12 protein-coding genes are annotated in these 17,215 nt (G+C 42.8%); 2 read left to right on the top strand and 10 right to left on the bottom strand.

The genetic code is table 11. The annotated features are described in order from the left end of the window. Window positions 1-101: 101 nt before the first annotated feature. Window positions 102-500: a hypothetical protein gene (locus tag Q4567_RS10725; protein ID WP_216047898.1), complete on the bottom strand. Its 399-nt coding sequence runs from the start codon at window positions 498-500 to the stop codon at window positions 102-104. Window positions 501-565: 65 nt separating this feature from the next. Next, window positions 566-2,005 carry an aldehyde dehydrogenase gene (gene aldA, locus Q4567_RS10720; protein ID WP_303500354.1) on the bottom strand — a complete coding sequence of 480 codons (1,440 nt, stop codon included), beginning with the start codon at window positions 2,003-2,005 and terminating at the stop codon, window positions 566-568. A 575-nt stretch (window positions 2,006-2,580) separates the two neighbouring features. Here aldA and Q4567_RS10715 point away from each other — a divergent pair. After that, complete coding sequence (locus tag Q4567_RS10715; protein ID WP_303500352.1) at window positions 2,581-3,501, top strand: hypothetical protein; 921 nt, start codon at window positions 2,581-2,583, stop codon at window positions 3,499-3,501. A 318-nt stretch (window positions 3,502-3,819) separates the two neighbouring features. Here Q4567_RS10715 and Q4567_RS10710 read toward each other — a convergent pair whose 3' ends face one another. The 8 genes from Q4567_RS10710 to Q4567_RS10675 form a co-directional block, all read right to left on the bottom strand. Next, the gene (locus tag Q4567_RS10710) at window positions 3,820-4,092 is read right to left on the bottom strand and encodes a hypothetical protein (protein WP_216047924.1); all 273 of its coding nucleotides are present in this window, start codon (window positions 4,090-4,092) and stop codon (window positions 3,820-3,822) included. 96 nt (window positions 4,093-4,188) lie between these two features. Continuing rightward, entirely contained in the window at window positions 4,189-5,229 is a 1,041-nt protein-coding gene (locus tag Q4567_RS10705) for a hypothetical protein (protein WP_216047895.1), read from the bottom strand. A gap of 164 nt (window positions 5,230-5,393) precedes the next feature. Further along, the gene (locus Q4567_RS10700; protein WP_303500351.1) at window positions 5,394-7,790 is read right to left on the bottom strand and encodes a fatty acid cis/trans isomerase; all 2,397 of its coding nucleotides are present in this window, start codon (window positions 7,788-7,790) and stop codon (window positions 5,394-5,396) included. A 92-nt stretch (window positions 7,791-7,882) separates the two neighbouring features. Further along, a complete protein-coding gene (locus Q4567_RS10695; RefSeq protein ID WP_303500350.1) occupies window positions 7,883-9,187 on the bottom strand; it encodes a HAMP domain-containing sensor histidine kinase in 1,305 nt (434 codons plus the stop codon). Between the two features lie 2 nt (window positions 9,188-9,189). Further along, window positions 9,190-9,870 carry a response regulator transcription factor gene (locus tag Q4567_RS10690; protein WP_216047919.1) on the bottom strand — a complete coding sequence of 227 codons (681 nt, stop codon included), beginning with the start codon at window positions 9,868-9,870 and terminating at the stop codon, window positions 9,190-9,192. Between the two features lie 68 nt (window positions 9,871-9,938). Continuing rightward, window positions 9,939-11,369 (bottom strand): efflux transporter outer membrane subunit, encoded by a 1,431-nt coding sequence (locus tag Q4567_RS10685; protein WP_303500348.1) that lies wholly within the window; start codon window positions 11,367-11,369, stop codon window positions 9,939-9,941. Beyond that, window positions 11,362-14,523 carry an efflux RND transporter permease subunit gene (locus tag Q4567_RS10680; RefSeq protein WP_303500346.1) on the bottom strand — a complete coding sequence of 1,054 codons (3,162 nt, stop codon included), beginning with the start codon at window positions 14,521-14,523 and terminating at the stop codon, window positions 11,362-11,364. Before Q4567_RS10680 ends, Q4567_RS10685 begins: the two co-directional genes overlap by 8 nt. A 3-nt stretch (window positions 14,524-14,526) precedes the next feature. Continuing rightward, window positions 14,527-15,717 carry an efflux RND transporter periplasmic adaptor subunit gene (locus Q4567_RS10675; protein ID WP_216047891.1) on the bottom strand — a complete coding sequence of 397 codons (1,191 nt, stop codon included), beginning with the start codon at window positions 15,715-15,717 and terminating at the stop codon, window positions 14,527-14,529. A gap of 379 nt (window positions 15,718-16,096) precedes the next feature. Between Q4567_RS10675 and Q4567_RS10670 the strand changes: the two genes are divergently transcribed. Further along, the gene (locus Q4567_RS10670; protein ID WP_303500345.1) at window positions 16,097-17,134 is read left to right on the top strand and encodes a YHYH protein; all 1,038 of its coding nucleotides are present in this window, start codon (window positions 16,097-16,099) and stop codon (window positions 17,132-17,134) included. Window positions 17,135-17,215 lie beyond the last annotated feature (81 nt).

Here is a 17,215-nt window from a genome sequence, read left to right as displayed (position 1 = left end):
GGACTTACTCACTGCAATTATTAACTGAAGTAGGTAAAAGGGCATACTCGATATGCCCTTTTTAATCACCAAAATAAGCCTAAAAAAGCATCTGAATTAAGCTAGTTTTTTATAATATAAACGCGACGCAGATTGGACAATTCAGCGGGATTGATGATGTGCAGCGGTAATTGATTTTTGGGGATAATGTTCTGTATAAAAAATGTCGCAACTTCGACACTTTCAAATATATTTTTTTCATAAACGGTTATGCTGGAGGGATAACCTTTAGGTAACAACAAGTAATCGTTCAGGGTGCTTTCAACAAAATAAAAGATACCACCTTCGTCAACGGCTAAGATAGCACTAAAGTTTGCAATCTCGCCACACTCTTCAGTGCAGTTGCTAGTCAAAGAGGTTGTAGTATTGTTGAGCGCTACGCCCTTATTAGCGTATTCTTCCCTGCTGAGTTCAACAACTTTCACGCCTCGATTTTTGAGTTTTCGCTTTAATCTTTCCATGATATTCCATACAACTTTGATCTTAATGGCAAAGGGCCTCGACTAACGAGACCCAGCGAATAAGATTAAGACTGAATATAGGCCACATGAGTTCTCATATACTCGTATAAACCGTGCTTACCATCAGCACCTCCGATGCCTGATTTACGAGCACCCGCATGGAAACCTTGCATAGCTTCAAAGTTTTCCCGGTTGATATAGGTCTCTCCATAATCTAAGCCGCTAATCGCGTTCATGGCAAGGCTTAAATTCTGAGTATAAACAGAAGATGTTAGTCCATATTCTGATGCATTTGCACAAGCAATCGCTTCATCTAAATCTGCGACAATTTGAACAGGCAAGACCGGGCCAAAAATCTCTTTTTGCATAATTTCCATATCGCTATTACATCCTGTCAAGACTGTTGGTTGATAATGGAAACCTTGACCTAGATCTGCTAAATTTCCGCCAGTCACCACTTCAGCACCTTGCTGTTTGGCAAACTCGACCATTTTAGCAACTTTATCTAATCCAATTTTATTTACCAATGGTCCCATATCAATATCGGGTTGTGCTAAGGGATCGCCGTAACGTGTGGCAGACATTGCAGCGCTCAATTTGGCAGTAAATTCATCGGCCACAGAAGCCTGAACATAGACTCGCTCAGCACAATTACAAACTTGCCCTGTATTGATCACTCGCGAGTTCTTTATTGCCTCCACAGCTAAGTCAACATTTGCATCCGCCAATACTATTGCAGGTGCTTTACCACCTAACTCCAAATTAAGTTTGGTGATATTTGGCGCTGCAGCGGCCATTATTCTTGAACCTGTACCTACACTGCCAGTAAAGCTGATCATATCTATTTTAGGGCTGGTAGACAGTGCATTACCCACCTCGTGCCCTGTCCCACAAACAACATTGAATACGCCAGCAGGCAGATCGGTTTCAGCCACAAGTTTAGCAAACTCGAAGCAGTTGTTTGGCGTCTCCTCACTTGGCTTAACAACAATGGTATTGCCGGTGATAAGTGCAGGAGCCATTTTTCTTGCAATCAAAAAGAATGGAAAGTTCCACGGCAAGATTCCCGCGACTACGCCAAGGGGCTTCCTAAAGACAAAGATGTTTTCTCCTTGTCGATCACTAGTAACAACTTCACCTTCAATGCGACGTGCCCACTCAGCCATATAATCAATGTAGTCGGCCGTAAAGTTAACTTCTACGTTCGCTAACTCTTTTGTTTTTCCCTGCTCTTTTACGATGACAGTAGCTAGTCTTTCAGCATTCTGTCTTACTTTATCGGCGATTTTCTTTAAAAAACCTGCGCGTTCGATAGCCGGCTTTTGGGCCCATGAAGACTGCGCTTTTCGAGCAGCATGAATAGCTTGTTCAACTTCTTCAGCTGAAGAGTTAGGAACCTTAGACAACAAACGGCCATTTGCAGGGTTGAACACCTCAATGGTGGATGTTGGCTCAGCGCTAAACTCACCATTAATATAATTACGATAAACTGGTATATCAGACATGCTTGAATTACTCCCACGTTTTAATTTCAAGTCGTTTATAAATCATTACGCCGTGTCTCTATGAGACTCCTTTCAAGGACTGCACCGGCTCGGAATAATCTAATCCGTTTAAACAGAATGATTGTCTAATACCAAGCAACCCCTTAGCTTTGTAATATGGTTGGGTAAAAAACAATACCTAAGACTTAGTGCAAGCGTCACACCAGCTGTTATAACTATCCTCACTTTATTGTTAAGCCAATGTTATGAAAGTGTTTTTTTATTTAGATGGGAGAAAAATGACAAAAGCTATTTAGTCAAAAACAAACTTCGTAAAGGAGAAAAAGCATCAAGTGTTGCATGTCCAAGTGTCGCAGATGATACAGTTTGGTGATTTTTAAGACAGTTGCCGTGTCGCCCATCTTAAAAGCCGATTTCGCCCTAAAGCGTCGGTAGACTCAATGCCATCAACACATCCAGAATGACCTTAGCTTTTCAATGGAATATAACGCTCTGTAATTAGGGCTATGGTATGTATATTGCTGTATCTAATGCTACTAATAAAACAACTAAACCTGACTTGGCGGCGAATAATTATGAGCAACTTACAGTGTTTTACAGCAATTTTAATGTTGATCGGTTACACATCCAATCTGCATGGCTTTGAAAAAACCATTTGGCAGCATAAGCTCGATTATATCGCCATTCAAGAAGTTGAAAATATACCGACAAAAAACCAACCTGCAGCACAGATTTCTCAACCCATTTTAGCTTCAGCTTTAGCTAAAATTAGCATCGAGCCTAAATCTTCAGATAGCCTGTTGTCTTCTTTGGTAAGCAGCGACGAGGTAAAAACAGTTTTTACAGAACGAGAGGTAAAGGTTTTATCTGAGGGTATTTTTAGCACCTTACAATCCCTTGCCAATAATCAACTATTGATATTTTCGGTGTCTGACAGACATTCCTCATTTCTTGGTATAGGCGCAGAGACATTGTATTCCAGCGGTTCTGTGTATGTTAGTGGAAATGACCTGTATTTGTTGTTGGCAGAAGCTCAGGTCGATATTCAAAAAAAGTACATTAGAGCTGGAAATAGTGTCAATAATTCACGCTTTGCCACCAATTCGGAATTAAAGGGATTTAAATTATCAACTGGTGATTACAGTTCAGAGACGGATCACTCATGGCAACTCCAGTTGTCCGATGGTGTAACTCAGGTAAAGCAGCGAAAAGATTGGATTAAAATAGCATTAGATGGACCTATGCAAGCAGCACAATCTAAGCAAAATAACCAACAGCCAAATCAATCAAGGGAAATTCGGGCAACAGCTAATCAGCATGAAAGTAATTTAACCTTTAAAGAAATTCAGCAACAAAGAGTTTCACAGCCATCTAATCAACAACAAAAATCAGAAATTGAAGTGCGCTTAGAAAAACTCAAACAGTTGTATTTAAATGGGCAGATTCCAGAGCAAGTTTATTTGGAGAAAGTAAACGCCATAATTGAAGAAATATAATTATTGGAGTGCTTTAGCCCCGCGGTTGTTGTGGTTTCCCATGGCCTGAAGGCCATGCTACGGTAGGAATGTGTAGGCGGAGGCTTTAGCCCCGCGAGGATAGGGCAACCGTTTCCACGGCCTAAAGCCCGTGCTACAACTTTGTGAGGTTTTGGTTATTTCCATGACCTAAAGGCCATGCTAGGGGTTTGAATGTGTAGGCGGGTGCTTTAGCCCCGCGAGGATACGGCAACCGTTTCCACGGCCTAAAGCCCGTGCTACAACTTTGTGAGGTTTTGGTTATTTCCATGACCTGAAGGCCATGCTAGGGGTTTGAATTTACCGAATAGCAAAATACAATTTAGTAAACCACGCTATGATAGGCGAAGAGTTGGAGGTACTGTTAATTGCCCTAGCCTTTTGTTGGCAATTATCTAAATTCCTCTGCTCCCAGCGCTTATTGATAGCCTGTCGCTGATCACGTCGTTCTTGTGCACGATTCGCTACTAGAGTAAATCGTGCTCTTTGTTCTGAGGTTAAACGTTCGGCTATACTTTTAATCGGAGCACGGCGCGGCCGGCTTGAACCGCTGCTTTTGGGTGAACTGCACATTTCAATCTCCCTCAATTTTCCATTGTTATCTTCAGTATTAGACAGGAAAACCCGCAAATTAATTTCAGCTCTATTTTGTCGCAACATACAAGTCAATTACGACCTAAAAATAAATCCAAAGATGTCAGCATACAGTTGTCTGTGTACCGCCTCTCTATCAACACCAACTCTATCTTTACACAGGGAAACTCCCATCGCTTTGTGCGTATGCTTGCAACTGTCTAAAAAAACAAAATGACCTTCATTATTTTGTAAGCTCACCAAGCGGCTATTTTGCAATTGCTGATGATAAAAACCAGCGTGCCCTGCAAAGTCTAAAAAGTCGTTATTAAGTGGAGCAATCAGTAGCACGGGGACAGAAATTTCACTGACACTTTCGACATCCGCTGATGGACCCAGAGCAGGATCGAAAGCAATGACGGCAGTAATCCGCTCATCTTTGTAGCTTGCAGATAACAGTGTTTCCTTATCATTTTTTGCTTCTGATAGCTTTGCATACTGACAACTTAAATCTTTTTGCGCAGCAGTTGATTGACAGTACTGAGTCATGTCTTTACCCAAGGTCGCACCCGCCAACGCTAGGCTTGTAAAGCCACCTGAAGAATGGCCTATGGCAGTGACGTTATTGAAGTTTAATTGTTCACTTAAATACTCGGCAGAGGAAAACTGATTGAGAACATAGGATATATCCAAGGAACGATCCCACATACGCAAAGCCGCTTGAGGATCGATATTATCTGGGCCATATATCCAAGATTCACCAAAATGCGAGGGAGCTAAAACGGTAAACCCTTGAGATGCTAATGCATACCCTATCCAGTTATACCCCATGGGATCGCCCATCGCACCATGTGAAAAGACAAACACTTTATTTTTATGCCCTCGCTTATCAATACAAATGGGCGCTTTTTCACATACAGCGATTTGTTCAGAAGGAAACCACACCGTGACCTTAATCGGTCGTTGCCGAGACTTATCAAACAAGTCCACCTTGCTCATTTGAGCCGTAAAAGCAGGACCATTGGGTTGTTGGTTTTGGCCAAAAGCACTGGGAGCGGCAAGCCAGAATAGGGCCCCAAGCGCACAGACGATAAACGCATTGATTGTTTTAGTATGTGCAGTTATTGATAAGCTCATGATTAATCCTTTAGAAAGATATTAAGTAAGAGAGCTTAATATAGCGACAGACAGTGAAGCGCACAGGTGAAGAAAGTCACCTTTTTAATGATGACTTTTGACCTATTCAGATATTGTTGTGTGCGCTACTGTATTGAATAACTGGAGTTATGACCACGATTGGCTCAACGATTTTCCAACCTGTTGTAATCTAACCAGCCTGCTTCGATAGGGTTCTGCTGCTTGAAAATTTGGTTTAGCTTATCACTAAATTGCCAGAAGTCTGCAGCGGTTCGACGCACTGCAAATGAGTCTAAAAATGCGGCATAATCTTGTTCTGTTTCAATTTTTTGCGCCAATGCGACCATGGGAGCAAGCTCAGTTTCTTTGACTCGCCAGAACGCATCTGGGTAACTACCGAGCAATCCATGCACTAAGGTTACGTCATCATTTTTTGGATCTCGATTGGCACTTTCAGAAAATAAGCTATTCACATTAAAATGCGCACTGTTACGTACAAGAGTAAAAATTTCTGGTTGTTTGCCATCGTTTGGTTCAACCATAATCATGCTTAATTCCGGCAATACAGACGCACTTTTTCCTTTAATATTGGCTAACTGAGCCAGCAGCGCCTTGCTTTTGCCTGTTAGCTCACTCTCTTTCAATTGGTAACGAACAGGTTGCACCTTTTTTAAGTGTTCCGCAAAAATATCAAATAGCTCTTGTTTATGATTCTTGGTCTTAAATTCAATGCCACTTGGTTGATCAAAAATATGCACATTACCTTCAAAAAATGACGTCAATTCGGGACCAGATTTTTGATACCAAGAAGCCAACTCTTCACGCCGACTATCTGGTGGTAAAAATGCTAAGAAATTAGTTTCCCCTTCCATACGTAAAAAATCCATGTATAAACGAGTCATCAGTTGATGACCATAGTTACCATACACATCAAAGCCTGCGACCAACAAGTAATGAATACGTTCCAGCAGGGCATAGTCAATAACCCACGCTGTTTTAGGCGGTTCACCTACTAAACCTTTGATCACGGTAGCATTGTCAAAGTGACGAAATACCGTCAATGTGGCATTTTGATTTTCACCATCACCATCCCAAATATCGTCAGGGCTAAAGTGGTAGTCTTTTTCCAGTTCAGTGTTCATGAAGTTTTGCCTGGCCCGCATGTAATCACCTTGACGAGAAGCGTATTCGATCCAAGTTACAGCAAAAGCGGTACTTTGTTTTTCAGCAGGTAAACGCAGGTTGTCTTTTTGTGTTTCATAAAATCGATTGATCTGAGGGGAAGCGGCTACTTCTGGCTTTACAAAATACACCCAAAACCTGTCGTTAATCACATTCAACGCGACTTGTCCGCGACAAACGGGACCTTTGATGTACCCCATAATAGTATTTTGTGCACGCTCTAACATAAAACGATAACGAGCGTTGACCGGTAATTGACTAAACGCGGTTAACGGATTGGCTGCGATTTGCGGCTCGTAGCTAGGCATTTTTGTGACTGTATAATCCGCTTCAATAAACCATTTTTGCCATTTGTCGGTCAGAATTTTGTTGATGGCATAAGGTTGATGGGTTTTATTGACTATTGTTGAGTGCACTGGGAACAAGCGGTAATAAACCCGCTCTACCTTAGGATCATCAAACGGACGACGACTAGCAATAACTTCTATCGGCTGCCCAGAGGGCGTTCGAGAACGTACCATATTGAAAAACTGCGGTTGAACATCGTCATCACTTAGCTCACTGAAATACAGATGAGAGCTAAACAAATGCTCGTAAATGTAACGAGCGGTCAATTGCTCTTTCAAACTCTCAGCGTTTAAAAAATCTTCTAGTTGCTGCACCGCCTGTTGTTCTGCAACCGAAATAGGCGCTGGCGCTGGCATGTAAGCACCTCGTTCAATCCAATTGATTAAGGTGTTATGTTCATCATCACTCAATTCAGGCAGCGCATAAGGCATCCCTCCAAATGCTTGGCTTTGGGCATAACCTTCGAACTCTTGCACTGTGGGACATTGTTGGCTGCGGTCGATACTGACATCAAAGCGCTCATCTAACAATTTATCGGCTGGTAACGGGTTTTGCTTTTTCAAGGTGAGCATTTTTGCTAACACCGAAGCTTGAGTGTTAGCCACAGCTGACTGTTCGCGCTCATTTAATACTGGATAGAATCCCCGCTCTCGCCATTCACTTGAGCTTTGCGCATCAATAAAAAGTCGATTAGGCGTGGCGGCAATAATACGTGAGCCGTGATAGACCTTCTCTTTATTTGCACCTCGCTCGATGCCTTCAGGGTGTGTCATTTTTAACTGACAAGGGGCGTCATAACAAGCATGACAAACCACACAACGCGCATTTATAACAGGTGCAACTTCGGTCTCATAAAAAACTGTGGCGGCGCTGTCTGGCGAAGATTGTTCAGGTGTTGCATTGATCCGGTTATCGGTATTTTCTTCACCGTAAAGTCGGTTTAAATCAAGGTTTGCGATAGTTGCACATCCTGAACATATCAGAATGATGCCGATGAACATCTTGATCCATCTTTTCTGTTTGTACTGCATATTAGTCCAATTGAGACATTAGAAACGCCAAAGCTTTAGGCAAAAAAGGGCGGAATTAAGTATTGTAAATTAATCACCTTAACCTAGGTCAACTAATTGTGACCGTTAAAGTCTATTGTAACTTGATAAAATCCAGGAGTGCTGGTCTTTTCATAATGCCATTCATGGTGATTAATAATTTTTTCGCTTAATTGTAACCCCAATCCATAACCGTAACCAAAAGCTACTTTGCTATCATTCGAATCAACCATAGGTGAAGTATTATCATTACTGGTATTGGTGTTAATGATTATCACTCGACTGCCTTGTTGTTCAATTTTCACTTCACCGTGTTGAGTATGCTGATAGGCATTTCGAATTAAATTGTTGATAACAATGTGGCAGGCAACGGCGACGGTATTTACCTCGCACTCTTCCGTTTCCACTTTGACCTCTACATCTTTGCCGCTGAGCAAATAGTTTAAGTCACAACAGGCCTGTCTAATTTTTTCATCCAGCTTGACCGTTTCTGGCGCTACGTTTAATTCTTCATTCCGACTCAACCAAAGAAATGTATCCGTCAGATTCGTCATAGTAAGACCAGCCCGCTGTATTCGTTCTAACGTAAGCTTCTGCTTTTCACTGGTGGGAACTTTCTCGTTTATGCGCTGCAATAAGTCAACATTACTTCGAATAACTGCAATAGGTGTTCTCAATTCATGACTGGCATAGCTGAGAAAACGCTGTTCTCGTTCTAAACTTTGATGTGCTGACACCAGACTACTCTGCACCAACGAAGCCAATACATTGAGTTCGTTAAAGGTAAAATCAGGGGGCGGCGAATGAAGATTATATTTATCTAAAGACTTAGCCCAACTTTTTAATGATTCAAGAGGCTTAGTGACTTTTAGCATTATCATTACCAGTAAAAGAGCAAATAATAATATGGCGATAATAGCGACTATAGCCGTCCATATTAAGCGGTTAGTAGGATGCAGATCGGAGTAATTTGGCACAAAGTCTTTTTCTAGCATGACCTTAGATATGAATCTTTCTTCACCATTAGGGCCATGGTACAAAACCACAAAGTACAGATTTTTAGGCATGGATAAAATAGTGGCTTGGTCTTTTATCTTGAGTAACTGTCCTACTTCCGACGGTGGATTGGGGAAATGTTGCCGTATGAGTTCAGGGGTATCTTGCCAACGACTAGCAACATGAATGCCGGCGATAATTTTAGGATGTTGATCTTCAACTTCAGTGGTTTTGGCGATTTCGAACATTATGCCATTTAGACTCCTGTCGAGCCCATCCACAAAGTAGTTAACACTTAAAAACGAAAAACCAATGACCATAGAGGAGCCAAGCAATACGACGCTAAAAAAAAAGTGTAGCTTAAGACTTGGCCTGATTTTCACGATTAATTTCCTTCACTATCCACTTTAATGGCAAAACCAACACCTGACACAGTTTCAAGTTTTACATTACTCTGCTCAACATCCAACTGCTTTCGTAGATGATGGATATGTACTTTTAGGCTGTTACTGTCTGGTTGTTCGTCGCCCCAAACCTGTTGCATAAGTTGTTGCCGACTCACAGCTTGCGGACTGGTCCGCACCAAGACCTCGAGTATCTTAAATGCGATTGGCGAAAGTTTTAGCGTATTCTGCTTTAAATGTGCAGTGTGTTGGCTTAAATCTAAACTTAAATCACCAACGGCTAACTTTTTAACTTCTCCGCTTCGCCGTTTTGCAAGCACTTGTACCCGTGCCACCAGCTCTTTCATGGCAAAGGGTTTAACCAAATAATCATCACTACCCGCCTCGAAACCCTGTAATTTGTTATCAAGGCTATCTCGGGCGGTTAACATCAAAATAGGAATATCCATGCCTCTTTCCCGTAGGGTGCTGCATAGCGTTAAACCATCCATTTTAGGCATGTTAATATCAAGTATTATCATTTGGTAATGATTACTTTCGATTAAACTTAATCCCATTAAACCATTACTTGCGTGATCGCACTCGATAGACTCGATCTCAAGATAATCAACTATGGTTGTGGCAAGGTCGATATCATCTTCAACTAACAATACGTTCATGATTAATTTAACTATTCCTAATTTGCTTTAATAACCGCCAGTTGTCTTACCCGTGAGTATAGACATTTGTGTTACGCAGTTTTCTCTTCAGCTAGTCCGCCACCCAAAACTCGATACAAAGTGATACGATTTTCCAAGTCGGCTTGTTTGGTCAGAATCAGCGATTGATTGGCTTGATACATTGTTCGCTGTGCTTCTAAAACGCTTTGAAAGTTATCGATACCACCTTTATAGCGGGCAAGGGATAAAACGTAACTGCGAGTTGCAGCCAACACCAAGGATTTTTGACTATTTAGCTGCTCTTGAATAGTTGCTCTGCGTGCTAACGCATCGGCGACCTCTGAGAACGCGCTTTGAATAGTGTATTCATATGCGGCTAAGTACTTCTGTTGCTGAGCTTCTGTGTACGCTAAGTTGGCATCATTAGATCCACCGTCAAATATTGGCAAGCTGATACTAGGTGCAAGGGTCCAGATTGAACTTGCACCGCCGCTGAATATATCTGCGAGTACCGAGCTAGCCAAACCACCGGTTGCGGTTAAAGATAACGTTGGGAAATAGGCTGCTCTAGCTACACCAATATTGGCATTGGCCGATTTCAAAGTATGCTCAGCTGCCAATACATCGGGACGCTGCAACAATACAGATGATGACAAGCCAACAGGTACATCTGTGACTAAACTTTCGCTACTTGGTAATAGTTCTGGCAATAAACTGTCGTCTAGTTGCTCGCCCACAAGCAAACGCAGTGCATTCAGATCTTGCGCCACTTGGGTTGTATAACTAGCAATATCAGAACGGGCGTTATAATAAATGGTTTCAGCGCTGGCCACATCGATTCTAGAATCGATTCCCATTTCTAACCTTTTATTGGTTATATCCATGGTTTTTTGCGCGTTAGTGGCCGTTTCCTGAGCCAATTTGAGCTGGTTTTTATCAGCGGCCAAGGTTAACCAAGCACTGGTAATTTCACCAATCAGTGAAATTTTTGCCGCCTTTGCCGTTTCTTGACTCGACAAATAAGCTTCCATTTGCACCGCACTTAAACTGCGGTTTTTGCCAAACAGATCTATTTCGTAACTACTTAAACCAACTTCAGCTTGGTAGGTCGTACTAATATTTCCTGACGAGGCCTTAGTACGATTACCGCTTAATCCTGCATTTATCTGCGGATACAGTTCGGCATCTTGGATTCGATAAGTTGCACGGGCAGCTTCTACATCGGCTAAAGTTTGGCGCAAGCTTCTATTACTTTTCAGGGCAAGTTCAATAACCTGAGTTAAGCGTGGATCTTTAATAAAGCTTTTCCACGGCACCTGCGCGGCCTGTTGGTCTGATAAACCCGGAGTCTGCGCTTGGGGAGCATTTTCCCATGTCTGTGCAACAGGCAGTTCTGAACGTGTATATTCAGGCGATAAAGTACTACAACCTGCCAATATCAAAGCACCAGCAATAGGTAATAAACGAGCGACACCCTTGTTAGGTAAAGAGAATTTACGCATCAGCTTTCTCCCCTGTATTAACAGCATCATCATAAACCGGACGCCTTTTTGGGAATAAGCCACGGATGATGACAAAGAATAAAGGTACAAAGAAAATCCCCAAAACAGTTGCGGTGAAGGTTCCACCAACGATTCCTGTACCTATGGAAATTCGACTATTAGCTCCTGCACCGGATGAGATAGCCAATGGTATGGTTCCGAAAATGAACGCAAGAGACGTCATAATGATTGGCCTTAAACGCAACTTGGCAGCGTGCACAGCAGAATCAATCAACGACATACCGCGCTGATAAGAAGACTCTGCAAATTCCACAATCAAAATCGCATTTTTTGAAGCCAATCCAATGGTAGTAACCAGAGCTACTTGGAAATAAATGTCATTTTCCAAACCTCTTAAACTGGCTGCCAATGCTGCACCTACAACACCAAGCGGGATAACTAAAATCACCGATAACGGCACCGACCAACTTTCATATAACGCCGCTAGCGCTAAGAAAACCACTAAAATGGAAATAGCGTAGAGGGTGGAGGACTGTCCACTAGATAATTTCTCTTGGTAAGATAATCCACTCCATGAGAAATTTAATTTTCCCTGCCCCACTTCTTGGGTTAAGCGCTCCATTTCAGCCATAGCTTGACCCGAACTGACGCCACTGGCTGCCGCACCTTGAAGCTGATAAGACGCAATTCCATTAAAACGCGACAAACTTTGTGGTGCGCTTGACCAAGAAATAGTACTGAAAGCGGAGAAAGGCGTCATACTCGTTTCACCATCAGCGTTGGTGCCACGAACATGCCATTCACCCAGGTCTTCAGGTTTCGAACGGAACTGCGCATCACTTTCTAAATAGACCTTTTTCACCCGACCATTATCAATAAAGTCATTTACATAAGTTCCGGCCCAAGCTGAGGTTAAGGTGCTAGATACATCTGATAATGACAATCCAAGTGCGGTGGCTTTGCCATTATCAATATCAATTTTCAGTTGAGGAGTATCACTTAACGCCCCTTCTCTGACCCCAACAAGCAAACTGCTTTGTCGTGCTTTTTCGAGCAACTCATTTTTCAATTGGGTAAGCTCATCACGAGTTGTGCCCGCTGCGGCTTGCAATTCAAAGGTGAAACCATTGCTTTGCCCTAGCCCTTGAATCACCGGCTGCGACATAGAATATACGCTGGCATCACGAATACTAGACAGGTTTTTATTCATTCGATTAATTAGCGCATCTGCACTTTGCTCTTCGTTAGGTCGCTCATCCCAAGGCGTCAATGCAACAAATCCCATACCCGCATTTTGGCCACTACCGGCGAAATTAAAACCGGAAATAGAAAAGGAACGAATAACAATGTCAGACTCTTTTTCCTGCAGGTATTGCTCGACTTGCTCTGCCACGGCCCGTGTACGCTTGATGGATGCACCTGGGGGCAAATTAATTTGAAACATAGTGCTGCCCTGATCTTCTTGAGGTAAGAAACCAGTAGGTAGACGAACAATTAGCAAACCTAAAACAACAACTATGCCACCGTACACCAAAACCCAGCGAACTTTACGCGCAATAATGCTTTCGACATGGCCAGTATAAGACTTCGTCATGCGCTCAAAACCGCGATTAAAACGAGCAAAAAAGCCCTTACCTTCACTGCTATGGTTGCTTTGTTTAAGCATACTGGCACATAACGTAGGACTCAGGGTTAACGCGACAATAACCGATAGCGTCATAGAAGAGACAATAGCAATAGAGAACTGTTTATAGATTACACCTGTGGAGCCACCAAAAAACGCCATAGGTAAAAATACAGCAGATAACACAACCGCGATTCCCACCAGTGCCGTACTAATTTCCGACATAGACTCTATGGTCGCATCACGTGGCGATAGGTTCTTTTCGCGCATCAAACGTTCGACGTTTTCTACCACAACAATGGCATCATCTACCAACAAACCAATGGACAAGACAATACCGAACATAGTCAGTGTGTTGATTGAGAACCCAAACGCCGCCAGCACGCCAAATGTCCCCAATAAAACTACCGGCACAGCAATAGCAGGGATCAATGTGGCCCGCCAATTTTGCAAAAACAACCACATAACCAGCACAACTAAAATAACCGCTTCAATCAGGGTTTGTACCACTTCACTTATGGATATTTTAATAAACGCTGTGCTGTCACGGGGGAAGGTCACTTCGTAACCGTCAGGTAAGTTGACCGACAGTTCAGCCACTTTATCTTTAACCCGCGTGGCCGTATCAAGGGCGTTTGCTCCAGGTGACAACATTATTGCAATACCTGAGGCTGGATGGCCGTTCAAACGTGGAATAGCGCTATAACTTTCACTGCCAATTTCCACTCGAGCGACATCACTTAAGCGTACATTCGCCCCCGTTGAATTGTATTTAACAATAATATTGCGAAATTCTTCCGGCGTAGACATCATCGATTGGGCAGTCACAGTAGCATTCAATTCTTGATTAGCCAGCGTAGGTACGGCACCTATTTTACCAGCAGGAACCTGAACATTTTGTGCGCTTAATGCACTGCTAATGTCTGACGGCATAAGCTCATAAGCCGCTAATTTATTCGGGTCTAACCAAATACGCATGGCATATTGCGAACCGAATACTCTGACGTCACCAACACCTTCAATTCGTGCTAGAGAGTCTTGTAGGTTGGAAGATATATAGTCTGCTACATCAAAGGCTGTCGCCTGATCGGTTTTATCATACAGTGCAACTACCAATAAAAAATCTGAATTGGATTTAGTAACTGTGACACCTTGTGCTTGCACCGACTCAGGAAATCGAGTACTAACTTGCTCAACTTTATTTTGTACCTGTACTTGCGCGTAATCAGGATCAGTCCCTTCTTCAAAGGTGATTTTAACCGAAGCTGCACCATCAGACGTGCTAGAAGACGAAAAATACAGAAGCCCATCTAACCCTGTTAACTGTTGTTCTAGTATTTGCGTAACACTGTTTTCAACTGTGGCCGCATCTGCCCCTGTATAGCTAGTACTTACACTGATTACAGGCGGTGCCACACTTGGGTACTGCGCTACAGGCAACGATAAAATAGAGGCAATACCCGTAAGCATAATGATGATTGAGATAACCCAAGCAAATACTGGGCGATCAATAAAAAAGCGAGCAAACATCAACTACACTCCCACTTGTACAGAGGAGCTATTTTGGTCTTGTTTAACCACGGTAATCATGGTGCCTTGCTCGGTCATTTCAACCAATACAGGTTTAACTTCACTACCCGGACGGACTTTACCAGCCCCTTCAACTAAGAGCTTATCGTTCTCTGACAATCCGCTTGAGATCAACCATTTGTTTTCAACGGCATTAACGGTTTCAACAGTGCGTTTTTCGACTAAGTTATTCTCACCAATAACATAGGCATAAGCTTCGCCTGTGGCTGAGTGATAAATACCTTGTTGTGGAACGAGTATTGCGTGTTGATTAACCGCTTCATTTACTTGAGTTCTTACGAACATTCCAGGTAATAACAAACCATTTGGATTCGGAAATTCAGCGCGAAGGGTGACAGTACCTGTTGACGCATCTACTGACACTTCCTGCATTTTCAACTGGCCTTTGTGGTCATACTCAGAGCCGTCTTCCAAGGTAAGTGAAACTTCAGTTGTGCCTTCGGAAATCCCCTTGGAACCCAACATTTGACGCAATTTAAGCAATTCTTTACTGCTTTTTGTCATATCCACATAGATAGGGTCAAGTTTGCGGATAGTCGCTAAGGCGGTAGTTTGCTGCGCAGTAACTAATGCCCCTTGAGTCACATTGGAAATGCCAATATGCCCAGAAATAGGAGCGGTAACCTTAGTAAATTCAAGATTGATAGACGCAGAAGCTAATGCGGCTTCATACTTTTCAATATTGGCTTTCGCTTCTAAATAAGTCGCATGAACATCGTCAGCATCTTGTTGTGAAACACCTTCAAACTTCAACAAGTTCGCATAACGCTCATCCTTCAACTTAGCCGTTTCTAGCGAAGCCTTAGCACTGTTCAAATTTGCTTTTGCTTCATTGTAAGCTGCCTGATACGTAGCCGGATCAATTTGATAGAGCAATTCACCTTTTTCTACGGTATTGCCCTCATTGAATAAACGCTGTTGCACAATGCCACCTACCTGTGGGCGTACTTCTGCAATTGAGGAAGCAACAACACGACCTTGCATTTTAGTATCAATTTTATGCTCACCCGTTGTTACTGCAACATAAGATACGACTGGCACAGAGGCGGTTTTCGGGGGTGCGCTTTCTTGCTGGCAACCACTTAGCAAAGTTACTACCGTAAGCAGTCCCACGATGCTGATTGAAGATTTCATAATTAAGCATTCCTAATTAAATACACAAAATAAGATGAGGCGAAAGCCACTTTATGATTGTGCAATGCACTATCGATAAATTGTATTGGCCTATAATTGAAGCAAAGCTTAACAAGCTGATGGTTAAGGTAGGGTTAACGTATCTATGCTGTTTTAAAATATGTTCATAAATCTTTACGATTATTGTTTATATTGGTTGTCAGGGGATTAAGTAGGAGTAACTAGTTATTTCTAACAGCGCACATTCTCTATAATTAGTGTTACTGTTTTTAGACTTTAAACCGCCTCACTTCATAATATCTGCACATTTATTCTGTAGACTAATGAGTATACTTAATGAAAAGTTAGCTTAGTAAAATCAGAATTCAGAGGTTAAAGCATGGGATTATCATATCAATGGCCATTAATGATGGTGGCTGTGTCTGCTGCGATTGCATTAACAGGATGCAACGACGCTTCGGTAAAGAATGTTACGCAATCAGCCAGTGCCAAGGGCATAGACCTTTCCATGTTTGCCGAAGGAGCGTTTCTCGAAACGCCGACAATCGTTGACTGTGAAACAGCTGAAGGCACAAAAACCACCTGCTATAAATTAGTTACCTCTGGGGCGCCAGCAGGACGTGAACCTGGTCCTTTTTGCCCGAGAAAAATCACCGATGGGGCAGATAAAGGCGGAACTTGGTTTAGTAAAGAGGGAACTGGCGATTTGGTAGATATCACCGGTGAGTTTATTTTAAAGCTAGGTGAATATTACGGTGACGAAAAGTGGATGGTGTATGAAGCCAACACTGGAAATGTGCGCTACACCGCGACCAAAGCAGCCTGTTTAGGGGCGGCACGGCCTGACGTTGAAGAACAATATATGCAAAACTGCATTGAATGCGAATTAGAATACCTTGATGACGATTTTTCACTGACTTATCTAATTCCTACCCAACCTATTCCTGCAGCTGAAACCGGACGAGTTCATACGGTAGGCATTGCCTTAGACGGCACTGAACTATCTGGTCCAGCACCAATTAATGCCATTCTAGGAGCCTATACCATCGCAGCTTTTGACTATTGTGGTGGACATATTAACGTCCATCAAGGCTATCACTACCATTCGACCACCGGCTGCACTGATACCCTCGAAGACACCGATGATGGTCATGCTCCTTTAATTGGTTACGCGTCTGATGGATACGGTATTTACGCAATGAAAGATGCCCAAGGTAAAGAAACAGAAGGACTTGATCAGTGTCGGGGAATTACCGACCAAACACGAGGTTATCATTACCACGCTGCCAGTCCCAGTGAGAATATGTTCATAGGCTGCTTGCACGGCGAATCCGTTCGCCCCGCTGGCGGCCCTCCTGGCGGACCTAATGGCGCAGGTGGTCCGCCAAATGATCATCCGCCTCCCCGTGGAGAATAGTGGAAAAGATGAGTCTGAGGTCAAAGCTGAAGCTGAATATGAACACAGCTCCAACTAAACAGGCTCATTACAATTAACAGC

This window comes from Aliiglaciecola sp. 2_MG-2023 (assembly GCF_030548145.1).
Lineage (GTDB): Bacteria > Pseudomonadota > Gammaproteobacteria > Enterobacterales > Alteromonadaceae > Aliiglaciecola > Aliiglaciecola lipolytica_A.
The sequence above is the reverse complement of the archived record's forward strand: the minus strand, read 5'-3'. Positions and strand labels throughout refer to the sequence as shown.

What these genes read in the sequence shown, in the direction of transcription:
- Q4567_RS10685 (WP_303500348.1), bottom strand. Translation starts at nt 11,369, where the DNA reads ATGCGTAAATTCTCTTTACCTAACAAGGGTGTCGCTCGTTTATTACCT.
- Q4567_RS10705 (WP_216047895.1), bottom strand. Translation starts at nt 5,229, where the DNA reads ATGAGCTTATCAATAACTGCACATACTAAAACAATCAATGCGTTTATC.
- Q4567_RS10700 (WP_303500351.1), bottom strand. Translation starts at nt 7,790, where the DNA reads ATGCAGTACAAACAGAAAAGATGGATCAAGATGTTCATCGGCATCATT.
- aldA (WP_303500354.1), bottom strand. Translation starts at nt 2,005, where the DNA reads ATGTCTGATATACCAGTTTATCGTAATTATATTAATGGTGAGTTTAGC.
- Q4567_RS10670 (WP_303500345.1), top strand. Translation starts at nt 16,097, where the DNA reads ATGGGATTATCATATCAATGGCCATTAATGATGGTGGCTGTGTCTGCT.
- Q4567_RS10680 (WP_303500346.1), bottom strand. Translation starts at nt 14,523, where the DNA reads ATGTTTGCTCGCTTTTTTATTGATCGCCCAGTATTTGCTTGGGTTATC.
- Q4567_RS10725 (WP_216047898.1), bottom strand. Translation starts at nt 500, where the DNA reads ATGGAAAGATTAAAGCGAAAACTCAAAAATCGAGGCGTGAAAGTTGTT.
- Q4567_RS10675 (WP_216047891.1), bottom strand. Translation starts at nt 15,717, where the DNA reads ATGAAATCTTCAATCAGCATCGTGGGACTGCTTACGGTAGTAACTTTG.
- Q4567_RS10710 (WP_216047924.1), bottom strand. Translation starts at nt 4,092, where the DNA reads ATGTGCAGTTCACCCAAAAGCAGCGGTTCAAGCCGGCCGCGCCGTGCT.
- Q4567_RS10715 (WP_303500352.1), top strand. Translation starts at nt 2,581, where the DNA reads ATGAGCAACTTACAGTGTTTTACAGCAATTTTAATGTTGATCGGTTAC.